Source organism: Promicromonospora sp. NPDC057138, assembly GCF_042670845.1.
GTDB lineage: Bacteria > Actinomycetota > Actinomycetes > Actinomycetales > Cellulomonadaceae > Promicromonospora.
On record NZ_JBHUUX010000004.1, the window covers coordinates 139,730 to 162,345 of the forward strand.

The following is a 22,616-nucleotide window of genomic DNA, read 5'->3' on the forward strand; positions in this document are numbered from 1 at the left end:
GAGAAAGGCCCCCACGTGCCCAATGTGACCGCACCACCGCGCTCGCCGGACCCGGACTACGCCCCGGACCGGTTCTGGCGCGCCGCCGCGGTCCCCAGCACCGCCGTGACCCAGCAACACGCGACGACGGGTCGCAGGCGGGCCGGGAACGGGGAGGCCGGGCAGGCGGCAATCCAGACGGCGATCCTGCTGTCGATCGTGCTCTTCTTGATCATCGGCGTCGTCCAAGGGACCGTGTGGTTCGCCGGGCGGCAGGTCGCGATCGCCGCCGCCAGCGAAGGCGCACGCGTCGCCGCGGCCGAGGGCGGCACCGCCCAGGCCGGTCAGGCCGCCGCGGTCCAGTTCGCCGGCACCGCCGGACGCGGATTCCTGCAGGGCCCGCGCGCGAGCGTCACCAGGACCGAGACCACCGCCACGGTCACCCTGACCGGGACCACCCAGTCCCTGGTGAGCGGCGGGGGCCTGAGCATCTCCCAGACGGCCGCGATGCCCGTCGAGCGGCTGACCGCTCCCGTCGACACGGGGACACCATGACACGACCCACCGCACGAACGAACCCGATCACGACCACGACCACGACCACGACCACGCCACGATGCTCGGACCACTGGTCTGCCCGACCGCGCCGTTTCCGCAGATGGGCAGCCCCCTGCCGGCGGGAGGCCGGCATCGCGGCGATCGAAGTCGTCGTCACCTTCCCGGCCATCATGCTGCTCGGGTGGCTGGTCTTGGTAGGTGCCTCGTATGCGCTGGCGCAACAGTCCGTGCAGTCCGCGGCCGCCGATGCCGCCCGCACCGCGTCCCTGGCCCGCACCGCGCCCGCGGCTCAGACCGACGCGTACACCGCGGCGTCCATGACGCTGGCCAACCAGGACCTGCGCTGCACGGCCACCGACGCCACCGTGGACACGACCGCACTGATGGCGCCGCCCGGGCAGCCGGCCGCGGTGACCGCCACCGTCACCTGCCGCCTGGACCCGGCCCGCCTCGGGGTCCCGGTCGGGCCGCCGTTGACGATCCAGTCGTCCGTGTCCTCACCGGTCGACACCTGGAGATCACGATGACCCCACCCGTCCCCACCGACCGTCCTCACGCCCCTAGGCATGAAGAGGGGTCGGTCCTGCCGTTCCTGGTCGTCCTGGTGGGCACCCTGCTGATGTGTGCGGCGTTCGTCGTCGAGTTCGGCGGGACCCTGCACGCGCAGCAACGGGCCAACGACCTGGCCGCCCAGGCCGCCCGCACCGGTGGGCAGCAGATCGCCCTCAGCTCGGCAGGCCCGACGTCCGGGTCCCAGACCTTGACCGTCGACCCCTACGCCGCGCGCGCCGCTGCCCAGGCCTACCTGACCACTACAGGGGTCGCGGGCAGCATCACCGTGGCCGATGCCCGGATCACCGTGACCGTCACGGACACCTACCAGTCGCCGATCGTCGGATCGATCACGGGGTCGAAGCAGGTCACAGGCACCGCCACGGCACGCCTGGTGCGCACGCTGGCCGGAACTGAGCAGGGAGGAAGCTCGTGACAACTCCACCCACCAGCCCATCTACCCGCACGGGCACCGCACACCCAGGTGTGCGGCCCACGACGGTCGACCGGTTACAGGGACTGGCGGCCACGGTCGGGCTGCTGCTGCTCGTGGCCGGGATTCCGGTCGTGCTGGAGATGGCACGCCACCGTCTGCTGCCCGCGGGTTTCGGGTGGGACGACCTGGGGCTGATCCTGACCAGCCCCGTCAGCGCCACCCTGGTCCTGATCCTGGTGGGTGCCGTGATCTGGACCGCTTGGGCGTACCTCACCCTGACCGTGGTCCTGGAGCTGATCGCCGTAACCGGCCGGCTGCGCCTACCACGCCTGCTCGGGCTGCCACGCGGTCTGGCGCGGCGCCTGGTGACGACAGCGTCGCTGCTGTTCGTCGTCTCCGTCCCGCCGGCCCTGGCGAACACACCCGCCGACGCGGCCACGTCGCACACCCAGACCGCACCGCACACCACCACCCAGGCCAACGCAGACCAGGCGAGCACGCCGCACACTCGCGCCCATGCCAAGCGCCCGGCGGGCGAGGGAGCCCCGACGCCTCGGCCGGCCCCGACGGTGCTGTACACAGTGGTCGAGGACGACAGCCTCTGGTCCATCGCCGACCAGCACCTTGGAGACCCGATGCGGTTCACCGAGCTGATCGACCTCAACCGGGCGGTCCTGGCCGGCGAGCCCGACTTCCTCGATCCGGGTACCGTCCTGCGCCTGCCCGCCCCGGAGACCACCGACGGCGACCGCGAAGCGGAGCCCGCGGACCGTCCCGAGACGACCGCGCACACGGTGGAATCACACGAGGACTCCGGCTCAGCCAACTACGTGGTCCGTCGTGGCGACACCTTGTCGCAGATCGCGCTCGACGAGCTCGGCGACGCGCACCGCTACCCCGACATCGTCCGCGCCTCGAGCCAGACCGTGCAAGCCGACGGCGGGCGGCTGAACGACCCGAACCGCATCAAGCCCGGCTGGCGGCTCACCATCCCCGCCATCACCCCCGCCCCATCCCACACCAACCCCACCGCCACTGCCAGAACCGACGCGGACGCGGCGGAAACGGCGGCGCAGGACGCTCCCGCCCCGACGACCGACCGCGATCACGACCAGACGGCGCCGGGGCCCGCAATTTCCGAGAACAACCCCCCACGTGATTCCGGTCCCGGGTCCCCGGATGGTGAAGCCCGCCCTGGCACAGCCGCGCTCGACGGCAGCGAAGGTACAGGCTCCGATCAGGACCGGAGCGAGCGGCGTTCAGTTGGCGCCGCCCCCGACCGCGTGATCACCGTCAATCCCGAGAGCTCCCCTGAGGCGGGCGACCCGTCCCCCGGCCCGACGCCCGCACACCAGGGTGTGCGCGACGGTGTGCGCACCCCGGACCCGCCCTTGTCGATACCGCACACCGAGCAGTCCGTGCCGCACACCAACCCCTGGGCGCCCGGCCCGGCGACCACGCCCGACCTCGAGCGCACACCTGAGCCGAGGCGCACCCAGGACGGGCAGTTCACCGACCCCGCGCCGGTCGACCTGGACCAGGAGGACAGCAGCGAGATCGTGGGGCCGGCATGGCTGCTACCGGGACTAGCAGGGGCCGGTGCGATGCTCGCGGCCGGGCTCCTGGTCGCGGTGCGTCGCCACCGCGCCGCCCAGTGGCGCTACCGGCGTCCCGGCCACCGCATCACGCCCGCGCCCGCGCACACCGTGCCGGTCGAACGGACCATCCGGGTCACCGGGCAGGCCTGGGTCGGCGACATCGACGCTCTGGACCGGCTCCTGCGTGCCCTTGCCGGGCCGCGCCTGGACGACCCTGCCGGTGTCAAGCCTGCCCTGGTCGCTGTCGAGCTCACCGGCACCGACGCCGTAGCGCATCTGGCCGAGCCGATGGACCTGCCGCTGCCCTGGGTCGGTTCCGGTACCCGGTGGGCCGCCCCGCTGTCGACGGCACCGGCCGAGACGGATGACCTGCTGGCGCCCTACCCGCTACTGGTCACCGTCGGCATGGACGCCGACGGCCACACGTGGCTGCTGGACCTGGAGCAAGCCCGGACAGTGACCGTGACCGGTGACCCGGATTCGGTGGCTGCGTTTGGGCGGTACGTCGCCGCCGAGCTCCTGCTGCACCCCTGGGCGGAGAACACGACCGTCCACGCCCTGGCCACCGGCTGGCAGGTCACCGGGCTCTCCACTTTGGAACACCACCACGACCGCATGGACGACTACGACACGCTCGCGTGCGTGAGCGAGGTCAACGAGGCCGTCCGTGGTGCTCGGCAGTCGGCCGCCCAGGGCCCGGACTGGTATCACGCCGTCATCGCCGCCCCCGGCATCGGACCGACCACCCGGTCCGCGCTGAACAGCCTGATCACCAACCTGGTCGACACCGACAGGCGCTTGGGCGCTGCGGCAGTCGTCCTCGACCACGTCACCGACCACGTCATTGGCACGGCACCCGAGCAGGCCGCACAGCCGGATCATGCCGGGCTCGTGCTCGACGTCGCGGGCGGCCGGCTGCACGTGCCCAGGCTTGGCTGGGACCTGGCTGCTGTCGGGCTCACCGACGAAGAGCTGGCCGCGTCGGTCGCCATCGTCGACGTAACCCGCGCCATGACCGGTCCAGTGTCCGCCGCCGTGGCGCCGGTCGACGAGCCCGCCCCCGCACCCGGCGGCCCGGCATCGCCGCACAGCGGGAAGCGCTCCTCGCCTGCTGCCGACGATGCCGGTCTCGGGTCTGCCGGACTCGTCCCGGCGCAAACCATCCCGGCCGACTCGGCAGTGAAGGAGTCGGCAGAGGAGGAACCCGCGCACGCGGGGCTCGTGCTGGCCGCTCCGCTTGAGGCGCGGAAAGCTGAGGGTCGGCCGACTGATCCGCAGGCGCCGGCCGGTCCGTGGTCGCTCCTGCCCGCCCCGACCGCCCACTATGTCGAGGCCGCCGCCACCACGACCGAGGACGTCGCCGCCCTCGCACCAGTGGCCGCTACGGCGCCTGCCCGGGCAGTGCACGACACTGACCCGGACCTGGACCGGGACGTGGCCGCGTGGTTCGACCCGGACTCGCACCGCCGGCCCCGGCTGATGCTGCTGGGCCCGGTGACCGCGACCGCGTACGGCCAGATCACCGAACAGGCGGCCCGGCTCAAGGCCCTGCACGTCGAGACGCTCGCCTACCTCGCCCTGCACTCGGCCGGCGTCACCGGGGCCCAGCTGGCCGAGGACTTCGCGATCAAACCGGGCCGCGCCCGCTCACTGGTCACCGGGGTACGGGCCTGGCTCGGCACCGACCCGGCCACCCGGCGGCCCTACGTACCCGATGCGAAGCAGACCGCCGCGTTCGCCGCCACCGGCGTTCCCACCTACCAGGTCGATGGGCTCCTGGTCGACGTCGACCTGTTCCAGCGCCTGCACTCCCGCGCCCGAGCGCGGGGTGCGGACGGCATCGACGACCTGATAACCGCGCTGAGGCTCGTGCGCGGCCGCCCGTTCGACAAGACCCGTACCCGGGGATGGACCTGGCTGTTCGAAGGGGACCGACTCGACCACACCATGGCTGCCATGATCGGCGACGTCGCCCACCTGGTGTGCACCCGGGCCATGGCCGAGGACGACATCGACCAGGCCCGGTGGGCTGCCCAGGTCGGCCGGCAGGCCAACCCCGACGACGAGACCGCACGCCTGGACGAGATCACCATCCAGTACCTCACCGGGCACGCAGAGCTGGCCCGCAAACGCCTGGCCGAGGAGATCTACGACCGCACCGACGACGAGTGGCCGCCACCCGACCCGCCCGAACGCACCCGCCAGATCACCACGCGGCGAGGCATCATGCCGACACCCAAGCCACGAGCCTGACCGCGAGGTTTGCCGCTGGCTGACACGGCTGCTGATACAGCTCGACGGCACGCGAGTCGCCAGCGCGGAAAGCCTCAGCGCGTCTCGTATGACGCCCGGGGGGCACCACAACTGACCAACATGCGAATTCATGAACCTTGCGATACCTGAATTACACCGCATTTTCATGGTTCCGTTGCATTCGGCGTCCGATTCACGTAGATATCTCCTATGGGAGGGGTGCGGGTACGGACGCGGCCGTGGTGGTGGCTGGTCGCGGGCTGCATTGTCGCCGTCGGTGCGGGTGTGTTTGCGCTGGCCGAGGGCAGCGCCCCATGGCTGGCGGTCCTGGGGTTCGTCGCCGCGTGCGCCTCACCGGCGATGCCGTTCGTGAGGCGGTGGTGGACCGACCGTGAGCGGACCCGCATGAACCGCCGGGCCGTGGTCGAGTCGTCCGTCCCGCCCCACGACGCGGACGGGCCCTCGTCCCTGCTGGCCCCCGATCGTCAGGTCGTCCCGTTCCGTGGCCGGGCCGTGGAGCTGGACGCTCTGGTCGAGTGGTGCCTGGGCAAGGGCCAGCCGTTCCGCCTGATCACCGGTCCCGGCGGTGTGGGCAAGAGCCGCCTGGCCAGTGAGCTGCGGGAGCGGATGAGCGACCTGGGATGGGTATGTGTCGTGGTAGGCGACGAGCAAGAGGCCACGATCCTGGCCAAGGTCCGTGGCGCGACCGACCGGCCGGTCCTGCTCGTCGTCGACTACGCCGACACCCGCCACCAGATCGACGACCTGGTGCGGCAGGTTGCCACCGACCCCGACGGCGTGCACGTCCTGCTGCTCGCACGCAGCGCCGGCGAGTGGTGGAAACGCCTGACCGTGGGCAGCCCGCGGGTGCGAGCGATGGTCCAGGGCGCCTACGACGGCTCCGAGCTGCCCTACCGCATCGACACCGAAGCCACCGACCAGCAGATCCTCGACGACGCCGCGGCAGCCTTCGCCCACCACTTCGGGATCCCTACCCCACCGGTGCGGATCACGGGTCGCGGCAGCGGCAGGATCCTGGACCTGCACGCGGCGAGCCTGGTCACGGTCCTACGAGCACGACGCAACGAGCCACTCGACGTGGACGTCGCCGGCGTGCTGGCCGACCTGCTCGGGCACGAGCAACGACACTGGATCGGCACGGCCGAGCACGCCGGACTCCTGGACGGTCCCGACGGCCTGACCACGCAGCTGCTGGGGCGCGTGGTCGCGACCATCTACCTGACCTCGCCGGGGGACGAGACCGAGGCCCGCCAGGTTCTTGCACGTCTCGACTCGGCCGTGGCCACACCGAAGGTGCTGGCTTGGCTGCGTGACCTGTACCCGCCGCGCGGTCCGGAGCATTGGATCGGGACCTTGCAGCCGGACCGCATGGCCGAACTGCACCTGGTCAACGAGCTGACCGCCTCGACGGCGCTGGCCGCGGCCCTGCTGGACGGCCTGGCCGACCGCGAAGCCCGCAACACCGTCGCGGTGCTGACCCGGGCCGTGGCCGACCACTTTTCCGACAAGGACATCCGTACCCGCGCCCTAGGTCTGCTGGACCGGGCCATCGGTGGTCTGCCCGACGACGTCGAGCTGTTGCGGTCAGTTTCGGAAGTCATCCCCCACCCGTCCGAGGTACTGACCCAGCCCAGCCTGGGCTTGCTGGAACGGATCCTGGACCTGACCGACCCCGCGGACGTCGCCGGGCGGTCCTGGGCGCTGCACGAGATCGCCAAGCGTCGCTTCCGCCTGGGCCGGCCCACCGAAGCCCTCGACCCGCTGCGCGAGGCGATCGTCCTGCGGCGCACGCTGGCCGCGGCCGAACCAGGCAAGAACGAGCCGTTGCTTGGCGCCTCGCTGCGCTACCTCGGGGTCGTGCTGTCCGAGCTCGGGGAACCACAGGATGCCCTGGCCCCGACCCTGGAGGCGGTGCAGATCGAGCTGAACCTGCCCCGGACCGACCGGCTCAACCGCCTGCCCTACCGGGCACGCATCATGTGCGACCTCGGTGCCCGGTACCACGAAGCCGGACGGCCCGAGCTGGCCATCGCCCCGTTGCGTGAGTCGGTCAAGATCAACGAGCAGCTCGCTCACAGCGAGCCGGAGCAGACCAACCCCCACCTGGCGCGCTCCCTGATGAACCTCGCCATCGCCCAGAACATGCTCGGCCAGGCCGCTCAGGCTCTCCCCTCGATCCGCAGGGCCGTGGCCATCCGGAGGGTCCTGGCTCAGGACAACCCCGACAGCGACCTGGTGTTCCTGGCCAGAGCACTGACCGACCTGAGCTCCTGCCTGGTCAACGCCACCCGCCCGCACGAGGCCATCGAGCCGGGCCTGCAGGCCGTCCAGATCCTTCGTGAGCTGGACCAGGCCACCCCAGGAAGCCACACCGCGGGCCTGGGCCGGTCTCTGCGCCAGACCGCGACCGCCTACCGCGACGCCGGCCACGCCGAGCAGGCCGCAGCCTGCTACCAGGAGGCCGTCTCGATCCACCGCGACCTGGCCGCCGCACGCCCCGGACGTCGCGCGTCGATGGCCCTGGCCGAATCCCTCGCTGGCCTGATCACCCTGCAGCTGACCCTGCAGCACCCGACCGACGCGCTGCCGCTGGCACGAGAGGCCGCACGCCTTGTCGACTGGCGAACCCACGAGACCAGACCCGAGAACCTGCGTCCCGTCGCGCAGTCCCTGACCACCGTCCTGCTCGCCGTGGCCCACGCCCTGGACGCCAACGGGCGCACCGACGAGGCACAGGCACTTCGACGAGAAATAGCAGCACTGCGAGCGACCGCCTAGCTTCTGCCACACACCCTGCCCACGGACGACGGTTGAGGCGCACTCCTGCCTCCGGCCGAGGAGCCGAGAGCGGACCAACCCGCCCGCAACCACGGTGGGCAGCGCCGCGACCCACCGCACACCTGCTGGTGCTGCTTCTCAATGCCTGCCTGAGGCAGATGGCGTCAACCCCTCAGGTACTCCGGCTTGCGACGAGTTGGTGTGCGTGACCTGACCTGCATGTACGCCCCGCACACCTGCTGTGTGCAGGCCTGGTGGTGAGCGCAGAGCGTGCGGTCGATCCTCAGGGTCGAGGCATGGACACCACGCAAGAGCTCGAGTTGGCGCCGCTGACGGCCCTGCGCCGCGCCGCCCGCGCCCCAGGCAACGCCGAGGCGGCGCGGGAGCTCGCGGCCTCGGGTGTGCCGGTCTTCCCGTGCGTCCAGGGCAGCGCTCGTCCCCTCGACGTCGGCGGCCCGAGGGTCGGATCATCAGCCCCGGACCGGGTGGAGTGGTGGTGGACCCAGCACCCGACCGCCAACATCGCCGTCCCGACCGGGGCCGCCTCCGGGCTCGATGTCCTCGAGGTCCACCTCACCCGCGAGAGCCGTGCCGGCCTCGACCAGGTACGGGGCGCCGTGCGTGCGAGCCTGCTGCCCCGGCCCAGCCTGGTGATGACAACCCCGTCGGGCGGGCTGCACCTGTTCTTCCCCCACTCACCGCAGACCGCCCAGTGGTCCTGGGCCGCACCTGGGTCCGGTGTCGCGTTCCACGGTGACCGGGGGTACGTCGTGGTGCCACCGTCACTGGTCCAGCGGCCCGACGGGACTGTCGCGCGCTACCAGCTGATCAGGCCGGCCCGCACGCCGGCGGCCACGGTCGACGCGCTCGCCCCGAACCGCCACCTGGCGCCCTCCCCGGCTCAGCCCGCCTCGCCCGCCCTGGCACCGGCCGCACCCGCGGGCCGCGGGGCTCGAGCGGCGCCCGCTCCGGCCACACGCGCCGCCATCTCTGGTGTTCGGGCTCTGACTCGCCCCGATCCGATGACCAGCTCCGACGGTTCACGCCGTCGCCCTACTGAGGAGGTCAGCCTGTGAACCCCCGATCCCCCTACCCGCAGCACCAACCGCAGCAGGGCCATGGCCCGCGCTCACAGCCGGCCCGGCCGAGCGCTCCGGCGTCGCCCGGTACGAACCCGGCCGCGTTCGACGACACGACCACCCGTCGCAAGACCCGGCCGGCGAAGGCCCCGGTCCAGCCCAAGCGAGACCAGCCGCAGATCACGTGGATCCGTGCCGGGGACCTGCCTACCGCGCTGACCGGGCGAGTCCTGGCCCGGGGCGTCTCCCTGCACGCCGCCCTGATCCGCCGAGCCCTGGACCGCCCCACCGCCGCAGCCAAGAAGGCTGCCCGCGCCGCCAAGGGTCTGGCCACTCGGAACCGCACGACGTCCGCCGCGACACAAGAACCGCCAGGCACCGGTAGACGGACCCGGGCCTCGAGTCCGCAGCACGACACGGAAGGGATGGGCATCTGATGACCACGACAACGATCCCCACAAATGCGACCACCAAGCCCAGCCAGGCCTCGGTGGCCGCCCCAGCCGCTAGTCCGACGGAACCAGACGCCGAGCAGCCGTTGAACGCGACCGGCGAGGGGCTGCGGGTCCTGCTGATTCGCCTGCACATCGACGGACCGGATGCCTGGGCCACCGACCCGGACGCCACCGAGCTCCTGGAGCACTGCATGGCCAAGTACGGGGCGCTGGCCGTGAAGTACCGGCAGACCCCGCAGGACGCCGCCTACGCGGCGTTCGAGGTCCTGCGCGCCCCGGCCACGCTAGAGGCCACCGATCCGTGGGGTGTCGTGACCCGGGCGGTGCAGCTGTCGCTGATGGCCGAAGACCGTGCCAACGGGCTCTTGTGCGACCAGTCCCGCGCCCGCCGTCTGCTTACCTCCGACCAGCACGACGCGACCCGGTTCACCGACTACGAGCTGGACGGCGCCCGCTCCATCGACACCCTCCAGGCCGAAACGGGATCGGTGGACACCGTCTCGGTCGACCCGGCCGTGCTGGACCACCTCGACGCTGTCGACATAACGGTGTCGTCGCGTCCGTCGCAGATCGCGCCGGTCGAGGCCCGTACCGCCCTGGACATCGCGGCCAAGGTCCTGGCCGGGTTCGGCTGGAACCAGGCCGAGGCGCGCGGGTGCCTGGACTACATCACCGAACGCCTGACCATCACCGGGAACACCGCGAGAGCGTTCGAGTACCTGCGCCGGGACAAGAACGCCCTGGGCCGGTTCGACCTGGAGCTGCGGCAGTGGACCGCGCTGTGCGCGGTCGTCCTCGGCCACCCGCACCACCCCGCGCTCGCGGTGCGGGACGGGCTGCTGGCGCGGCTGATGCGCGGGCAGCGTACGACCGAGCTGCTGGCCGACGACCGCCTCGTGCGCGCCCTGCTCGCCGCCAGCCCCACGCCGCCCACCGGCCCGGTCCGTCCGGCCGGTAGTCCTGCCGGTTCGGCGCGGCCCGTTCTGAGGGTGGTGTGCGATGTCTGAGGCCGAGAGCACCGCTGAGGGGCTGCTGCGTCTGGACGTCGCCGTGGGCTCGATCATCGTCGGAGACCGGCACCGCCAGGACCTGGGCGACCTGGATGCCCTGGCTGCCTCCATCGACCAGCTCGGGCTGCTCCAGCCGATTACCGTCACCCCGGACATGGTGCTGGTGTGCGGGTTCCGGCGCCTGATGGCGATCCAGCGCCTAGGGTGGGCCACGACCCGCCCCTGGGTGCGGCGCGGGATCTCGGACCGGCTGCAGGCCGTGCTGGCCGAACGCGACGAGGAACAGCTGCGTAAGCCCCTCGACGACGTCGAGGCGGCGCAGCTGTACCGGGAGATCAAGCAGCTGCTGGCCGAGGACGCCGCCCGCCGACAGGCCGCTGCCCGTTTCGGCTCCGACACGGTGGCCACGCCGAGCTCCGACGTCGCCCCCGCGGATCGGGGGGACGAAGTGGACATCGACGGTGGTGGCAAATTGCCACCACCGCACGACCCGCGGGAACGCTCCCGGGCACAGGCCGCGCGCATGGTGACCGGGAAGGCGTCCTACAAGCGCCTGGACCGAATCTCGGCCCTGTCGGACATCGCCGACGACCACACGCAGCCCGACCGGATCCGGACCATGGCCGCCGACGCCGTCGAACAGGTCCGAACCGGGGCATCAGTGTTCCCGCTCTACGACCAGGTCAAGGCAGAGCTGGCCACGATCGACCCCCGGGCCCAGAGCGTGGAGCCGGTCAGCCAGGACGAGGTCGCCGAGGTCGTGGCTGCCGCAGTCCAGCGCCTGACCCACCCCGAACACACCACAGGCCCCGCCAGGGACCCCGCCGACGGCGAGCCCGACGCGAGCGACGGCGGGCGGGCCGTGAAGCGGCGGCACTCGCTGCGAGCGTGGGCACTGCTGTGGGCGGGCCTGGACGGGTGGTGGGAGCACTACGACCCGGTCGACGTCGGCGCCGGTGCCGACGCGCAGGACTGGACGACGTTCGAGGACGTCCTGGAGCAGACGTCGCGGTTCGCCGCCGCGGCTCGGGCTGCGCGCGACCAGGCCCAGGCCGCACGCCGAGACCGGACAGGAGCCTGAGATGCCCATCACAACTACACCACGCTCGAACCCGCCCGCCCGGAGCCGGAGAAGCCGGAGCCTGACGGGCACAGACGTGCAGGGCGTGGTGACGCTCGCGCGGTACTGGGTCACCCGGCACCGGATCCTGAGCCTGGTCCTCGCTCTCCTGGCCGCCGTCGCGCTCGCCGCGGCCCTCCGGCTCAGCGCGGCTCCGACCGGCGACGCACCGTCGGTGGCGCCCACGGCGACCGCTCCGAGTCCCGACGCACGGCCGGACCGGACGCTGGACCAGACCCGGCTTCCCGACGACGGGATCCCGCGTTCGTCGGACCCCGACGTGTTCGCCCGGGGCGTGGCCGAGGCGGTGTTCACCTGGGACACCAGCAGCCCAAGCCTGCCGGACGTGACCGAAAGGCTGCTCGTCGTGGCGGACCCGACCGGTGAGGAGACCCCGGGGCTGCTGGTCGACCTACGGACCTACCTGCCCAGCGACCAGGCCTGGACCCACCTGGCCCAGTACCGAACCCGCCAGTGGATCGAGGTCTCCGACGTCGTCGAACCGGCCCAGTGGGGTGAGGCGGTGGCCCAGGCACCGGAAGGCGCGCTGGGGGCGGGGACGACGGCACGCACCGTGACCGGGGTGCGACACCGCGCCGGAACCTGGGACGGCGAGCCGGCCACGGCGAGCTCGCAAGTGCGGTTCACGGTGTTCCTGGTGTGCGCCCCGACCCACGACACGTGCCATCTGCTGCGGCTGTCCACGCCCGGCCTGGCCCTGCACTAAGAACCGGTGGCCGTGATGCGTGTCCTGATGATCGTCGTCGTGCTGGCAGGGTTATTTGGTCCGGCCACCGCCCTGTCGGCGTACGCCCTCCTGGCCCCTGCCCCCAGCACCGGGTGCGAGTCCGGCGGCGCGGCCGTGGGGCCGGTCGGGTCGCTGCCCCGGGAGCTGAGCGCGACCACCACCGGCGGGACCCCAGTGTCCTTGGACCGGACCCAGCTAGGGCACGCCGCCACCATCATCACCATCGGGTCGCGCACGGAGGGTGTCGGACGCGACGGGATCCTGGTCGCGCTGATGGCCGCGCTGACCGAGTCGCACCTGCGGATGTTGGCGAACCCCGGCGCCTACCCGGACTCGACCACCCACCCGTATGACGGGACCGGGCAGGACCACGACAGCCTCGGCCTGTTCCAGATGCGGCCGGCGGCCGGGTGGGGAACCGTCGCCGAGCTGATGGACCCGACCTACCAAGCGCGCGCGTTCTACGGCAGCGCCACCGGTCCCAACCACGGGTCACCGCGCGGTCTGCTCGACATCCCCGACTGGGAACGCCTACCCCTGGGCGCGGCGGCGCAGGCCGTGGAGGTCTCGGCCTACCCCGACCGGTACGCCCAGTACGAGCCCGTCGCCCGCAGGATCCTCGAGAAGCTCACGACCTCACCCGGCACGGACGCGCCCGCTCCAGTGGGTGGACCGGTCGCGACGACGCGGGTGGTGTTCCCGCTGCCAGCCGATACATGGACCCGCACCTCAGGGTTCGGGCTGCGGGACCTGGCAGGTTCGGGGAGCTACCGGCTGCATGCCGGGGTGGACTATGCCGCACCGGCCGGGACCCCGGTGCTCGCGCTGGCCGACGGCACCGTCGCGTCCGTGGAGACCAGCCCGACCGGGGGCAACATGATCGTCCTCGACCACACTGTCCCTGGCCCGAGCGGGGCCGAGCGTGTGGGCTCGGCGTACCTCCACCTGAGCGACGGCACCATCACCGTGGCCGAAGGCGACACGATCACCGCGGGGGCCCAGATCGCGCAGGTCGGCTCGACCGGGCGCTCCACCGGCCCGCACCTGCACCTGGAGGTCAGGCCCGGCGGCCCGCATGCCGACGCCGTCGACCCCGAGCCGTGGCTGGCCGCGCACTCCCCCACCACCCTGGACGGCCAGGCCGTCCTGCCCGCCACCAGCGTGGCGTGCCCGACGGAGGCAACACCATGACCACCACCACATCACCGGTCGCCGCCGGCGCGAACCTGTTCGCAGGGGTCGGGCCGGACTTCGGTGCGGTGACCGGCAGCGGCCTGTATCCGGTCATCGGGGCCTTCCTGACCATCACCTTGGTCATCGCCATCGCGATGCTCGCTGTCTGCGCGTTCGTCTGGGCCATCGCCTCCGCCGTCGGCAGCTGGCAGGTCACCGCCAAGGCCCGCACCGGAGTGCTGCTCGCCGTCGTGGGCGCCGTGCTGACCGGTGGGGCACTGGCCTGGACCAACTGGCTCATCGACCTCGGCAACACCCTCTAGCCCTGCAGCTCCCCCAATGGTGGTGGGGGCGGCACACCTCCCCGGCGCAGACACCCACCGCTGAGGGAGAACCGCCATGCTGCCCATCCTCCAGACCACCGCGCAGTCAGCGTCGCTGGCCGCCACCCACGCCGCCGAGCGCGCCACCATGGTCGCCACCAGCATCGCGACCGGAGAGTCCCCGGACATCGACATCACCCCGAACACCGACGGGCTGCCCGGCATCGACCAGCTCAAGGAGATCGTCGGCGCGATCATGAGCATCGGCCTGATCCTGGCCGTGGTCGCCCTGATCATCGCCGCGATCGTGTGGGCTTTCGGCGCCAACTCCTCCAACCCCCACCTGGCCGGGCGGGGCAAGACCGGGATCCTGGTCGCCGCCGCTGCCGGAGTCGTGTGCGGGGCCGCCGTCGCCCTGGTCAACTTCGGCTGGGACCTCGGGCAGCAGATCTGATGGACGTCTGCTCCCTGCCCGTGGTGGCGCAGGTCTGCGCTGGGTCCGGCGACGTCACCGCGGGCTCGGCCGCCTCCCCGATCCAGGGCCTGGCGGACTGGACCGGTGACACCGCCGCGTGGGTGCTGGAGGGCATGTGGGCCCTGATGGTGACCACCACCATGGTCGACGTCACCAGTGACTCCTACACCCGGGTCTACTCGCTGGTGTTCGGGATCGCGGTCGTCGTAATGCTGCTGTTCTTCCTACTGCAGGTCGCCACCGGCATGATCCGCCGCGACCCCGGCGCCCTCGGCCGCGGCGTCCTCGGGCTGGGCAAGTCCATCCTGGGCAGCTTCGTAATAGTGACGCTGACTGCGCTATTGCTGGAGATCACCGACCAGCTCTGCGCCGGGCTCGTGCAAGCGGCCGGTACCACCATGGAGCAGATCGGCCACCGCCTGGTCCTCATCGTCACCGGGATCACGATCTCCACCAACGTGATCGGCGTCGGCCCCCTGCTCGGGTTGTTCCTGACCGGCATGGCGTTCAGTGCCGGGTTCGCGGTGTGGATCAGCCTGCTGGTGCGCTCCGCGCTGATCCTGGTCGCGATCGCCCTCGGCCCGCTGGCCATGGCCGGCGCGACCTGGGACGCCACCCGCGGGTGGGTGAGCAAGTGGGTCACCTTCATGGTCGCGCTGATCGTGTCCAAGCTCGTCATGGTCACGATCTTCCTGATCGCGACCGAGCAGATGTCCGCGCCGATCGAGGCCGACATCGCCTCCGTGGCCGAGCCCCTGACCGGGATCGTGCTGCTCATCATCGGCGCGTTCGCCCCCTACTTGACCTACAAATTCATCAATTTCATCGGCCTCGACCTCTGGGCGACGATGACGACCGAGTCCGACGCCAAGGAGTCCCTCAACCGGCCGGTGCCGTACCTGCCCGGTGGGTGGCCCCGCCCCAACCCGCCCAAGGTCGTCGACTCCGACGACACCAAGGACAGCACAAACTCCGGTGGCTCCGGGGACGGCTCCGCGGGCGGATCGGGCTCCTCCAGCACGGTGACCACCCCAGGAGACACGACGGTCGGAACGCCGAGCAGCACAGGAACCGGCACCGGCACGTCCACGGGAGGTGGAGCTACGGGAGCCGGCACCGCGGGCGGGAGTGCGGCGGCCGGCGCGGCGCTGCCTGCCCTCGGCGGAGTAGCTCTCGCCAAGGGCGCCTTCGACGCCGGGCACCACGCGGGCCAGGCCGTCGGCGACGACGCCACCCAGGCCGGCGACGGCGCGACCCAGCCCGGTGCCACCCACGGTGGCCAGGCAGGGGCCCCGGCAGGCGCCGCTGAGCGGGCCGCGAACGCGCCTGACGACGATCCTGCGGCGCCGTCGACGGCGCCGCAGGAGCAGCCCGGGATCCTGTTCCGCGACGGGACCCAGTCATGAGCGCCCCCAGCACAGGGCAGCTCGGGGCGGTGAAGTTCTCCCGCCTGTCCAAGCGGGCGTTGATCCTGGGCCTGACCGCGACCCAGCTGGTCACGATCGGCCTGGGCGCGGTGCCGCTGGTGGTCGCGCTCTACCAGGGCAGCGGCGCCCTCTACGCGATCCCGGTCCTGGTCCTGACCGCCGGGGCCGCGCTGGTCCCGTGGGGTGGGCGGCACTTGATCGATTGGGTCCCGATCGCCGCCTCCTGGGCCTGGCGCACCGCGACCGGCCAGCTCCACTACCGCGCCCGCATCACGAACAGGCAGGTCCGGCCGCGCCCGGCCGGGACCCTGGCCCTGCCCGGCGACACCGCCGCGCTGCGCCAGTACACCGACCCGGTCACCGGCGGGGTGCTCGTGCACGACCCGCGCGCCGCCACGCTGACCGTCCTGATCCCGGTCACGCACCGGGCGTTCGTGCTGCTCGACCCCGGTGAGCAGCAGCGCCGCGTGACCGCGTGGGGCCGGGTGTTGGCGACAGTATCCCGCTCCGGGCACATCGCCGCCCTGCAGGTCACCGAACGCACCCTGCCCGGCTCCGGCGCCTCCCTGGCCGACTGGTGGCACGCGCATGGCATCGACGACGGGTCGTTCGCGTCCCGGACGTATGCCGACCTGATCGACCGAGCCGGGCCGGCCGGGGAGCAGCACGCCACCACGATCGCGCTGTCCCTGGACATGAACACCGCCGCCCGCGGCATCCGGGCAGCCGGTGGCGGACTACGTGGCGCCGCCGCCGTGCTGCGGCAGGAGCTCGAGACTCTGATGATCGCGCTGCGCGCGGCCGACCTCACCCCGGGCGACCCCTACGACCCGGGCCGGCTCGCCGTCCACCTGCGCACCGCCTACGACCCCGCGCTCGGGCCTGCGTTGGAACGCCACCCGACGCTGGGTCGGGAGCTGGCGGCCGCGGGGCCGATCGCGGTCACCGAGACCTGGGGGAACCTGCGCGCCGACGGCGGCTATCACTGCGTCCTGTGGATCTCGCAGTGGCCACAAGCCCGCACCTACCCCGGGTTCCTGGCGCCGCTGCTGCTGTCCTCGGGTGTGCAGCGCACCGTCTCGCTGGCCTATCGGCCCGTTCGTACCGACGTCGCCGTCAGGGAGCTGCGGCGGCGCCGGACCGGGCACCTGTCCGACGCCGCCCAACGTGCGCGGATGGGGCAGACCACGGACGCGACCGACCAGGCCGAGCTGTCCGACGTCCTGCAGCAGGAGGCCGACCTGGCCGCCGGGCACAGCCTGCTGACCGCCACCGGGCTGATCACGATAAGCGCCCCGGACGTCGAGCAGCTCGAGCACGACATCGCCGCCGTCGCGCAAGCCGCGATCCAGGCCGGCCTGGAGACCAGACGGTTGTGGGGGCAGCAGGCCCAGGCGTTAGCCCGCACGATCCTGCCCGGCTGAACCAGGGGCCCGTGCCCGAGGCTCATGCTCCGCGTTGGGCGCGGCGACTATCGCACACCTACGCGGCATGAACACCTCGAAACCATCCACCACATCGGGCTCCGGCACATCGACCTCCGGCGCACCGGGTTCGCGGCGCGTGCGCGGCTGGTCGGCCATGCGGCAGACCGGTGCCCTGCGCCTGTCGGTGCGGCACGTGAGCGACGGCCAGGACGAGCACGGAAGGGTCCGCCACCGGTACCCGTATCTGGTCCGTGACTTCCGGTCGTTCGAGAAGTACGCCGCACAGGACCTGTTCAACCTAGGCCCGATCGATTCCGAGGCAGCCCTGGCCTATCTGACCGAGTACCTGTACGCCGCGGCCCGTGCATACGTCGACAACCCGGCGGGCACGGGCAGTGGTGACGCGCCGAGGGACACCGTGCCCGAGTGGCTCGTGCGGACCTCCGTGCGGTACCTGGACGAGCTCGACATCCAGCTCGACCTGCTCGCCGAAACCTCCACCGGACCGGCAGACACCACCTTCACCATCGGGAACGGCGAACCGTAGCCCGTTCCAGACCCCGGCCCCAGCTCTGCCCGGTTGTGAACCGGCTCGAACCCAGTTCTGGCGTCGGCTCGCGAAAGGAAGCTCCCATGAACACTGCCCTGCCCGAAGTCCCGGACGCGGACCCCGTCGAGACCGCGGCAGCCGTCGCGATCACGATGCGCCGCCTGGTCGCCGAGACAAGCACCCTGACCAGCCTGGACCAGGCACCTCAGATCACTGACGAGCTCCTTGCGGTGCTACGCGAGGTCGCGAACGTCACCACTCACCTGTCCACCCTGGCCCTGCGCCAGCCCGACCCACCCGTCCGCCGCCGTGACACTGCCGCGCGCGCGTGGATCAAAGCGCAGGCGGTCAACGGCTTCACCGACGCCGCCGCCCGGATCAGCTTCGCCTGCCAGCCCCTGGCCACCGGCCGGAACAACGCCACCCGGCTGCTGCCCCAGCCACAGCCCGGCGCCACCTGGACCGCACCCGGCAACGATGCTCCCGACCGCCCGCGTACCGATCCCGACCCACCGGGAACGCACCGTGCTCTCCCGGCCCGGGAGGAGTCCTCGCACATGCCAGCACTGTGACAACCAGTGCAGCGCTGGCCAGCGCCGCTCCCGACAGAGCCGGTACCACCACAGCCGTGTGACCCGACTACAGGCACGCCGCATACTCAGGCCGGCCGCACGCAGCTACCTCAGCTCGCGCGGCCGGCCCCGCGCGGAGCCCGTCAACCGCGATGTCACGGGCACAGCCAGAGGCACCCGGGGATGCCGTGGGCGGCGCCGTCGGCGGCGCACCTGCCGGGCATGGACGACGCCATCCTCCCCAGGAAACATTCCGCCGCCGACCGGATCCGGGTCACGCGGCGGGTCGGCTCCCTGAGCCTGGCCCTGTGGCACGACGGCACGGTGCCGGACGAGCTCGGTGGGTACCGGCACCGGTACGGGTACCGGATCGCCGACATGACCAACCCTCAGGCCCCGCCACACATCGAGCGAGATCTCTACTCCGGTGTCGGTGCACACGTCGACACCACCACGATGATGGGCACCTTGGTGACTCTCCTGTCGGCGGCGGCCGAGGCCTACTGGTACGAGATGGACCACCCAGGCAGCAAGCCGGAGAACCTGCGCTTGTTCCCCGACTGGGTCACCGAGGCGTCGGACCAGTGGTCCGACGAGCTGAGCATGCTCGCCCTGGACATCGAACAGCCCGTCAGAGAACCAGAGCATGCCGACCATGAAGGGCCGCGGACGGCCGCGGGCGCGACACGCGCGCAGGAGCCGGGTCCGCCGGAGCAGCCGGCGTCGGTCGTGGCCGGGCCGGTGTGGCCGCCGGGCCGCTACTACACGGTGACGACCCGGCAGGACGCGGCCGGGCGCGCCATGTTGGACCTCGTCGATCGCCACGGCTGTACCGCAGCGATCCGGCACCTGGCTCAGAGCGACCGCGGGGCGGTGACGTTGGAGGCCGCCTTGTTCAACCAGGAGGTCTACCACCAGGTACCGAGCGACCCCGGCACCCTCGTGGCCGGGCACGGCCCGTACGTCCTTGCCTACCACCCCGGCACCGGACACGTGCGCCTGCTGCGCGAGCTGCCCGCTGACCTGCCCCGCCCGACAGCCTGGCCCACCCGGTATACGGGCGTCCCGGCCGCGGCACCCGCGCATGAGCCCGTGGCCCCCGGTCGGCGTTTGCGGTCCCCGGCACCACCATGGCACCCGCCGAGTCCTGGGCATCGGGAGCCGCCGCGTCCGTCGGCCGAGGACGGACCGTCGCTGTGACCCCACCGAGTAGCACCGCCTGGTCCCCCAGTACCCGTGGCCGGACGGGGACGACGGGGACGGGGGTGCACCTGGGCGGTGTCCCGGTCCGCACACGCCCCCTATTGGAGCCCCTCATGCCGTCCACCAGTCCACAGCACGATGCCGAGGACACCGCCGAGGCACTACGACGCCTGGCGCACTCCACCCAGAAGTTCGACGACCCCGCGGACACGTACTGGGTGATCAGCGACCTGGCCGCCACCGTCCGCCGCCTGGAACAGGTCGTGTCCCAGGTCGCCGCCGCGCACCGCGAGAACCTGCACCTGGCGCACGACGACCAGGGCGCGGCCGCCGGCGGGCACGTCCAGGCCCTGACCGCCGCCGAGGACCTGCGCAAGGCCGGCGAGTTGTTCGGCCGGGCCTACGTCAGCCTCGACCTGGCCATGGGCCACTCCGGCGCCATCGCGTGGTACCCGGCATCAACCACCCCCGCCGCTGCCGCCCGGTCGGCCGGACGCCGACCACGCGCCCAGGCACGGCATGCCCGCCACGACACCAGCGCCGAGACCAGCCGTGACGGCCGGGCCGTCGGCCAGACCGGAGGGCGGGCGTCATGACCCCGGACCCGCGCACCGAACCCCTGGCACCCACCTCACGGCCGACACCACCATCAACCCGGCCATCGACACCACGGCCCGCCGAGACACCGTCGTCCGACGCGCCGCCCGATCTCCGTGTGTCACCCGAGGCCAAGACGGTGCCGCTGGCAGTGCCGGCCGAGCGTGCACTGGTGTTCGCGAACAAGCTCAGCGGAATCGTTCATGCGTTGGCCGAGACCCTCCGTCGCTTCCAGGAGTTACAGGACGCCCACATCGAAGCAGGCACGGCGATCCCCGGCGACTGGTCTCCTTCGGCCGCGCGCAATGCCATCCGTGGCTTCACCCAGGCGGGCGAGTACCTCGACGACGCCGCCGCAACCCTCGGCGACGCATTGCGGGCCACTAAGCGTTTGCCCGAGCTGCCATACGGTCCCGCATCCGCTCCGGCCTCGTCTTCCCCGCAAGTGTTCATGCCGGGTGCCCGTGGCACGGACGGCCCGGATGGCCGCCGATCGGCGTCCCCGCGCGATCCCCAGCCGGATCCTGGGCCACCGCGCCGACAGGACGGGGCCGGGCCGGAGTTCGCATTGTGAACCCCGGGGACCGGCTGCACACCGCCACGCTCACCACGGGCCGCGAACCGAGGTCGGTGCGGCGTGCCCGCCGGCGCGCCGCGGCGCAGGTCCTGGTCCGTGCTCGCCGAGACCGCCAGCACGCCGACCAGGAGCGCCAGACCGCCGAACGCGCCGAACAGAACGGGCGCCGGTTCCTGCCGCGCAGCGGGGAGCACGGCCCGGCGGCGCTGCGGACCCCGATCCGGTTCCGGGTCCCCAGGCACCAGGACACGAGCAGGGTCTGGGGCGGGGCCTACCCGTTCCTGGCCGAGGGCGGCCTGGGGGCGGACGGGGTGTTCGTCGGCCGCGACCTGCACTCCGGCAGCAGTTTCGTGTTCGACCCGTGGGTGCTGTACGCCCGAGGCCTGATCACCGCACCCAACATGGTCGTGGCCGGGATCGTTGGCGCCGGCAAGAGCGCCCTGGCCAAATCCCTGTACCTGCGCTCGCTCGCGTTCGGCCGCAAGGTCTACATCGCGTGCGACCCCAAGGGCGAGCACACCCCGATCGCCGAGGCCGTCGGCGGCAAAGCCATCGCGCTCGGGCCGGGGATGGGCGCGAGGCTCAACCCCCTGGACGAGGGACACCGCCCGGCGGGCATCGACGATGACTCCTGGGCCGGCCAGGTCACCGCCCGGCGCCGCACCCTGGTCGGCGCCCTGGCCGAGAGCATGCTCGGCCGCACCCTGGCACCCGTCGAGCACACCGCCCTGGACATCGCCCTGGGGGACGCCGTCCGCACCAGCTCGACACCGGTACTGCCCCAGGTCGTGGACCACCTCCTGACCCCTGACCACAGCCCCGACGACGACCGTCGGCGGCTGGCGGAGGACGGGAGACACCTCGCGCACGCCCTTCGGCGCCTGGTCCGCGGCGACTTGGCCGGGATGTTCGACGGCCCGTCGACCGTCGCGTTCGACCCGACCCTGCCGATGCTCTCCCTGGACCTGTCCCGGGTCGCGGAGAACGCCGGCGCCCTGGGCGTGCTCATGACCTGCGCCTCCGCGTGGCTGGAAGCCGCGCTGACCGACCCCGACGGCGGGCAGCGCTGGGTCGTGTACGACGAGGCCTGGCGACTCATGTCGCATCCGGCGTTGCTGCGCCGGATGGACGCGCACTGGCGCCTGGCCCGGCACTACGGGATCGCGAACATGCTCGTCTTCCACCGCCTGTCCGACCTGGACACCGTCGGCGACGCCGGCTCCGCGCAACGCTCCCTGGCCGCCGCATTGCTGGCCAACGCCGAGACCAGGGTCATCTACCGGCAGGAGACCGACCAGCTCGAGGCCGCGACCCAGGCCCTGGGCCTGACCGGCACCGAGACCACGCTCCTGCCCACTCTCGGCCTCGGACAGGGCCTGTGGCGCATCCGCAACAGGTCCTTTCTGGTCCAGGCCCAGCTCCACCCCGCCGAGGCCCGACTCTTCGAGACAGGTACCAAGGCCTCCGGAGAATCCTCCCGTGAGTTCAAGAATTCTGGCGGGTGAATCATCACGAACTCACGGTGCCATCCGATCCCGGGTGCCATTGTGCCGCGAGTTTGGCCAACCCATCGATCCGGACGCGGTCGCGTCATACCGATGTGGTCTGCTCGCCGTTGGGTGGGGCGGTCTGGCGCTCGCGCCTCGTACTCATACCGGTCGCTCAAGGCGCGGTGTGGGGGCGTTCGTGTGCCAGATCTGGGCCG

At 72.1% G+C, this 22,616-nt stretch carries 21 protein-coding genes; all 21 read left to right on the forward strand.

The genetic code is table 11. The features are described from left to right. Positions 1-24: 24 nt before the first annotated feature. The 21 genes from ACFT2C_RS04605 to ACFT2C_RS04705 all read left to right on the forward strand — a co-directional run bounded on the left by ACFT2C_RS04605 (position 25) and on the right by ACFT2C_RS04705 (position 22,416). Positions 25-534, forward strand: a complete 510-nt coding sequence (locus ACFT2C_RS04605) for a TadE family protein (RefSeq protein WP_377205827.1) — start codon at positions 25-27, stop codon at positions 532-534. Next, on the forward strand, positions 531-1,064 hold the full coding sequence (locus ACFT2C_RS04610; RefSeq protein ID WP_377205828.1) for a TadE/TadG family type IV pilus assembly protein: 534 nt from the start codon (positions 531-533) through the stop codon (positions 1,062-1,064). The genes ACFT2C_RS04605 and ACFT2C_RS04610 overlap by 4 nt, the downstream gene beginning before the upstream one ends. Then, positions 1,061-1,525 carry a pilus assembly protein TadG-related protein gene (locus tag ACFT2C_RS04615; RefSeq protein ID WP_377205829.1) on the forward strand — a complete coding sequence of 155 codons (465 nt, stop codon included), beginning with the start codon at positions 1,061-1,063 and terminating at the stop codon, positions 1,523-1,525. The genes ACFT2C_RS04610 and ACFT2C_RS04615 overlap by 4 nt, the downstream gene beginning before the upstream one ends. Beyond that, positions 1,522-5,376 (forward strand): LysM peptidoglycan-binding domain-containing protein, encoded by a 3,855-nt coding sequence (locus ACFT2C_RS04620; protein WP_377205830.1) that lies wholly within the window; start codon positions 1,522-1,524, stop codon positions 5,374-5,376. The genes ACFT2C_RS04615 and ACFT2C_RS04620 overlap by 4 nt, the downstream gene beginning before the upstream one ends. Before the next feature lie 210 nt (positions 5,377-5,586). Next, on the forward strand, positions 5,587-8,175 hold the full coding sequence (locus ACFT2C_RS04625; RefSeq protein ID WP_377205831.1) for a hypothetical protein: 2,589 nt from the start codon (positions 5,587-5,589) through the stop codon (positions 8,173-8,175). Between the two features lie 296 nt (positions 8,176-8,471). Next, complete coding sequence (locus ACFT2C_RS04630; RefSeq protein ID WP_377205832.1) at positions 8,472-9,251, forward strand: bifunctional DNA primase/polymerase; 780 nt, start codon at positions 8,472-8,474, stop codon at positions 9,249-9,251. Continuing rightward, entirely contained in the window at positions 9,248-9,691 is a 444-nt protein-coding gene (locus ACFT2C_RS04635) for a hypothetical protein (RefSeq protein WP_377205833.1), read from the forward strand. The genes ACFT2C_RS04630 and ACFT2C_RS04635 overlap by 4 nt, the downstream gene beginning before the upstream one ends. Continuing rightward, a complete protein-coding gene (locus ACFT2C_RS04640; protein ID WP_377205834.1) occupies positions 9,691-10,716 on the forward strand; it encodes a hypothetical protein in 1,026 nt (341 codons plus the stop codon). Before ACFT2C_RS04635 ends, ACFT2C_RS04640 begins: the two co-directional genes overlap by 1 nt. Beyond that, positions 10,709-11,800 (forward strand): ParB N-terminal domain-containing protein, encoded by a 1,092-nt coding sequence (locus ACFT2C_RS04645; RefSeq protein ID WP_377205835.1) that lies wholly within the window; start codon positions 10,709-10,711, stop codon positions 11,798-11,800. Before ACFT2C_RS04640 ends, ACFT2C_RS04645 begins: the two co-directional genes overlap by 8 nt. Position 11,801: 1 nt before the next feature. Further along, positions 11,802-12,566: a hypothetical protein gene (locus ACFT2C_RS04650; protein ID WP_377205836.1), complete on the forward strand. Its 765-nt coding sequence runs from the start codon at positions 11,802-11,804 to the stop codon at positions 12,564-12,566. Between the two features lie 15 nt (positions 12,567-12,581). Continuing rightward, a complete protein-coding gene (locus ACFT2C_RS04655; RefSeq protein ID WP_377205837.1) occupies positions 12,582-13,778 on the forward strand; it encodes a M23 family metallopeptidase in 1,197 nt (398 codons plus the stop codon). Continuing rightward, positions 13,775-14,083: a DUF6112 family protein gene (locus ACFT2C_RS04660; protein ID WP_377205838.1), complete on the forward strand. Its 309-nt coding sequence runs from the start codon at positions 13,775-13,777 to the stop codon at positions 14,081-14,083. The genes ACFT2C_RS04655 and ACFT2C_RS04660 overlap by 4 nt, the downstream gene beginning before the upstream one ends. 148 nt (positions 14,084-14,231) lie before the next feature. Further along, positions 14,232-14,537 (forward strand): DUF6112 family protein, encoded by a 306-nt coding sequence (locus ACFT2C_RS04665; protein WP_377205895.1) that lies wholly within the window; start codon positions 14,232-14,234, stop codon positions 14,535-14,537. After that, on the forward strand, positions 14,537-15,964 hold the full coding sequence (locus ACFT2C_RS04670) for a conjugal transfer protein TrbL (protein WP_377205839.1): 1,428 nt from the start codon (positions 14,537-14,539) through the stop codon (positions 15,962-15,964). The genes ACFT2C_RS04665 and ACFT2C_RS04670 overlap by 1 nt, the downstream gene beginning before the upstream one ends. Continuing rightward, positions 15,961-17,409 carry an SCO6880 family protein gene (locus ACFT2C_RS04675; protein ID WP_377205840.1) on the forward strand — a complete coding sequence of 483 codons (1,449 nt, stop codon included), beginning with the start codon at positions 15,961-15,963 and terminating at the stop codon, positions 17,407-17,409. Before ACFT2C_RS04670 ends, ACFT2C_RS04675 begins: the two co-directional genes overlap by 4 nt. Before the next feature lie 67 nt (positions 17,410-17,476). Then, positions 17,477-17,959 (forward strand): hypothetical protein, encoded by a 483-nt coding sequence (locus ACFT2C_RS04680; protein ID WP_377205841.1) that lies wholly within the window; start codon positions 17,477-17,479, stop codon positions 17,957-17,959. Positions 17,960-18,045: 86 nt separating this feature from the next. Beyond that, the gene (locus ACFT2C_RS04685; RefSeq protein WP_377205842.1) at positions 18,046-18,534 is read left to right on the forward strand and encodes a hypothetical protein; all 489 of its coding nucleotides are present in this window, start codon (positions 18,046-18,048) and stop codon (positions 18,532-18,534) included. Between the two features lie 183 nt (positions 18,535-18,717). After that, the gene (locus ACFT2C_RS04690) at positions 18,718-19,734 is read left to right on the forward strand and encodes a hypothetical protein (RefSeq protein ID WP_377205843.1); all 1,017 of its coding nucleotides are present in this window, start codon (positions 18,718-18,720) and stop codon (positions 19,732-19,734) included. A gap of 116 nt (positions 19,735-19,850) precedes the next feature. Further along, on the forward strand, positions 19,851-20,333 hold the full coding sequence (locus ACFT2C_RS04695; protein WP_377205844.1) for a hypothetical protein: 483 nt from the start codon (positions 19,851-19,853) through the stop codon (positions 20,331-20,333). A 119-nt stretch (positions 20,334-20,452) separates the two neighbouring features. Further along, positions 20,453-20,908 (forward strand): hypothetical protein, encoded by a 456-nt coding sequence (locus tag ACFT2C_RS04700; protein WP_377205845.1) that lies wholly within the window; start codon positions 20,453-20,455, stop codon positions 20,906-20,908. Continuing rightward, entirely contained in the window at positions 20,905-22,416 is a 1,512-nt protein-coding gene (locus tag ACFT2C_RS04705) for an ATP-binding protein (protein ID WP_377205846.1), read from the forward strand. The genes ACFT2C_RS04700 and ACFT2C_RS04705 overlap by 4 nt, the downstream gene beginning before the upstream one ends. Positions 22,417-22,616 lie beyond the last annotated feature (200 nt).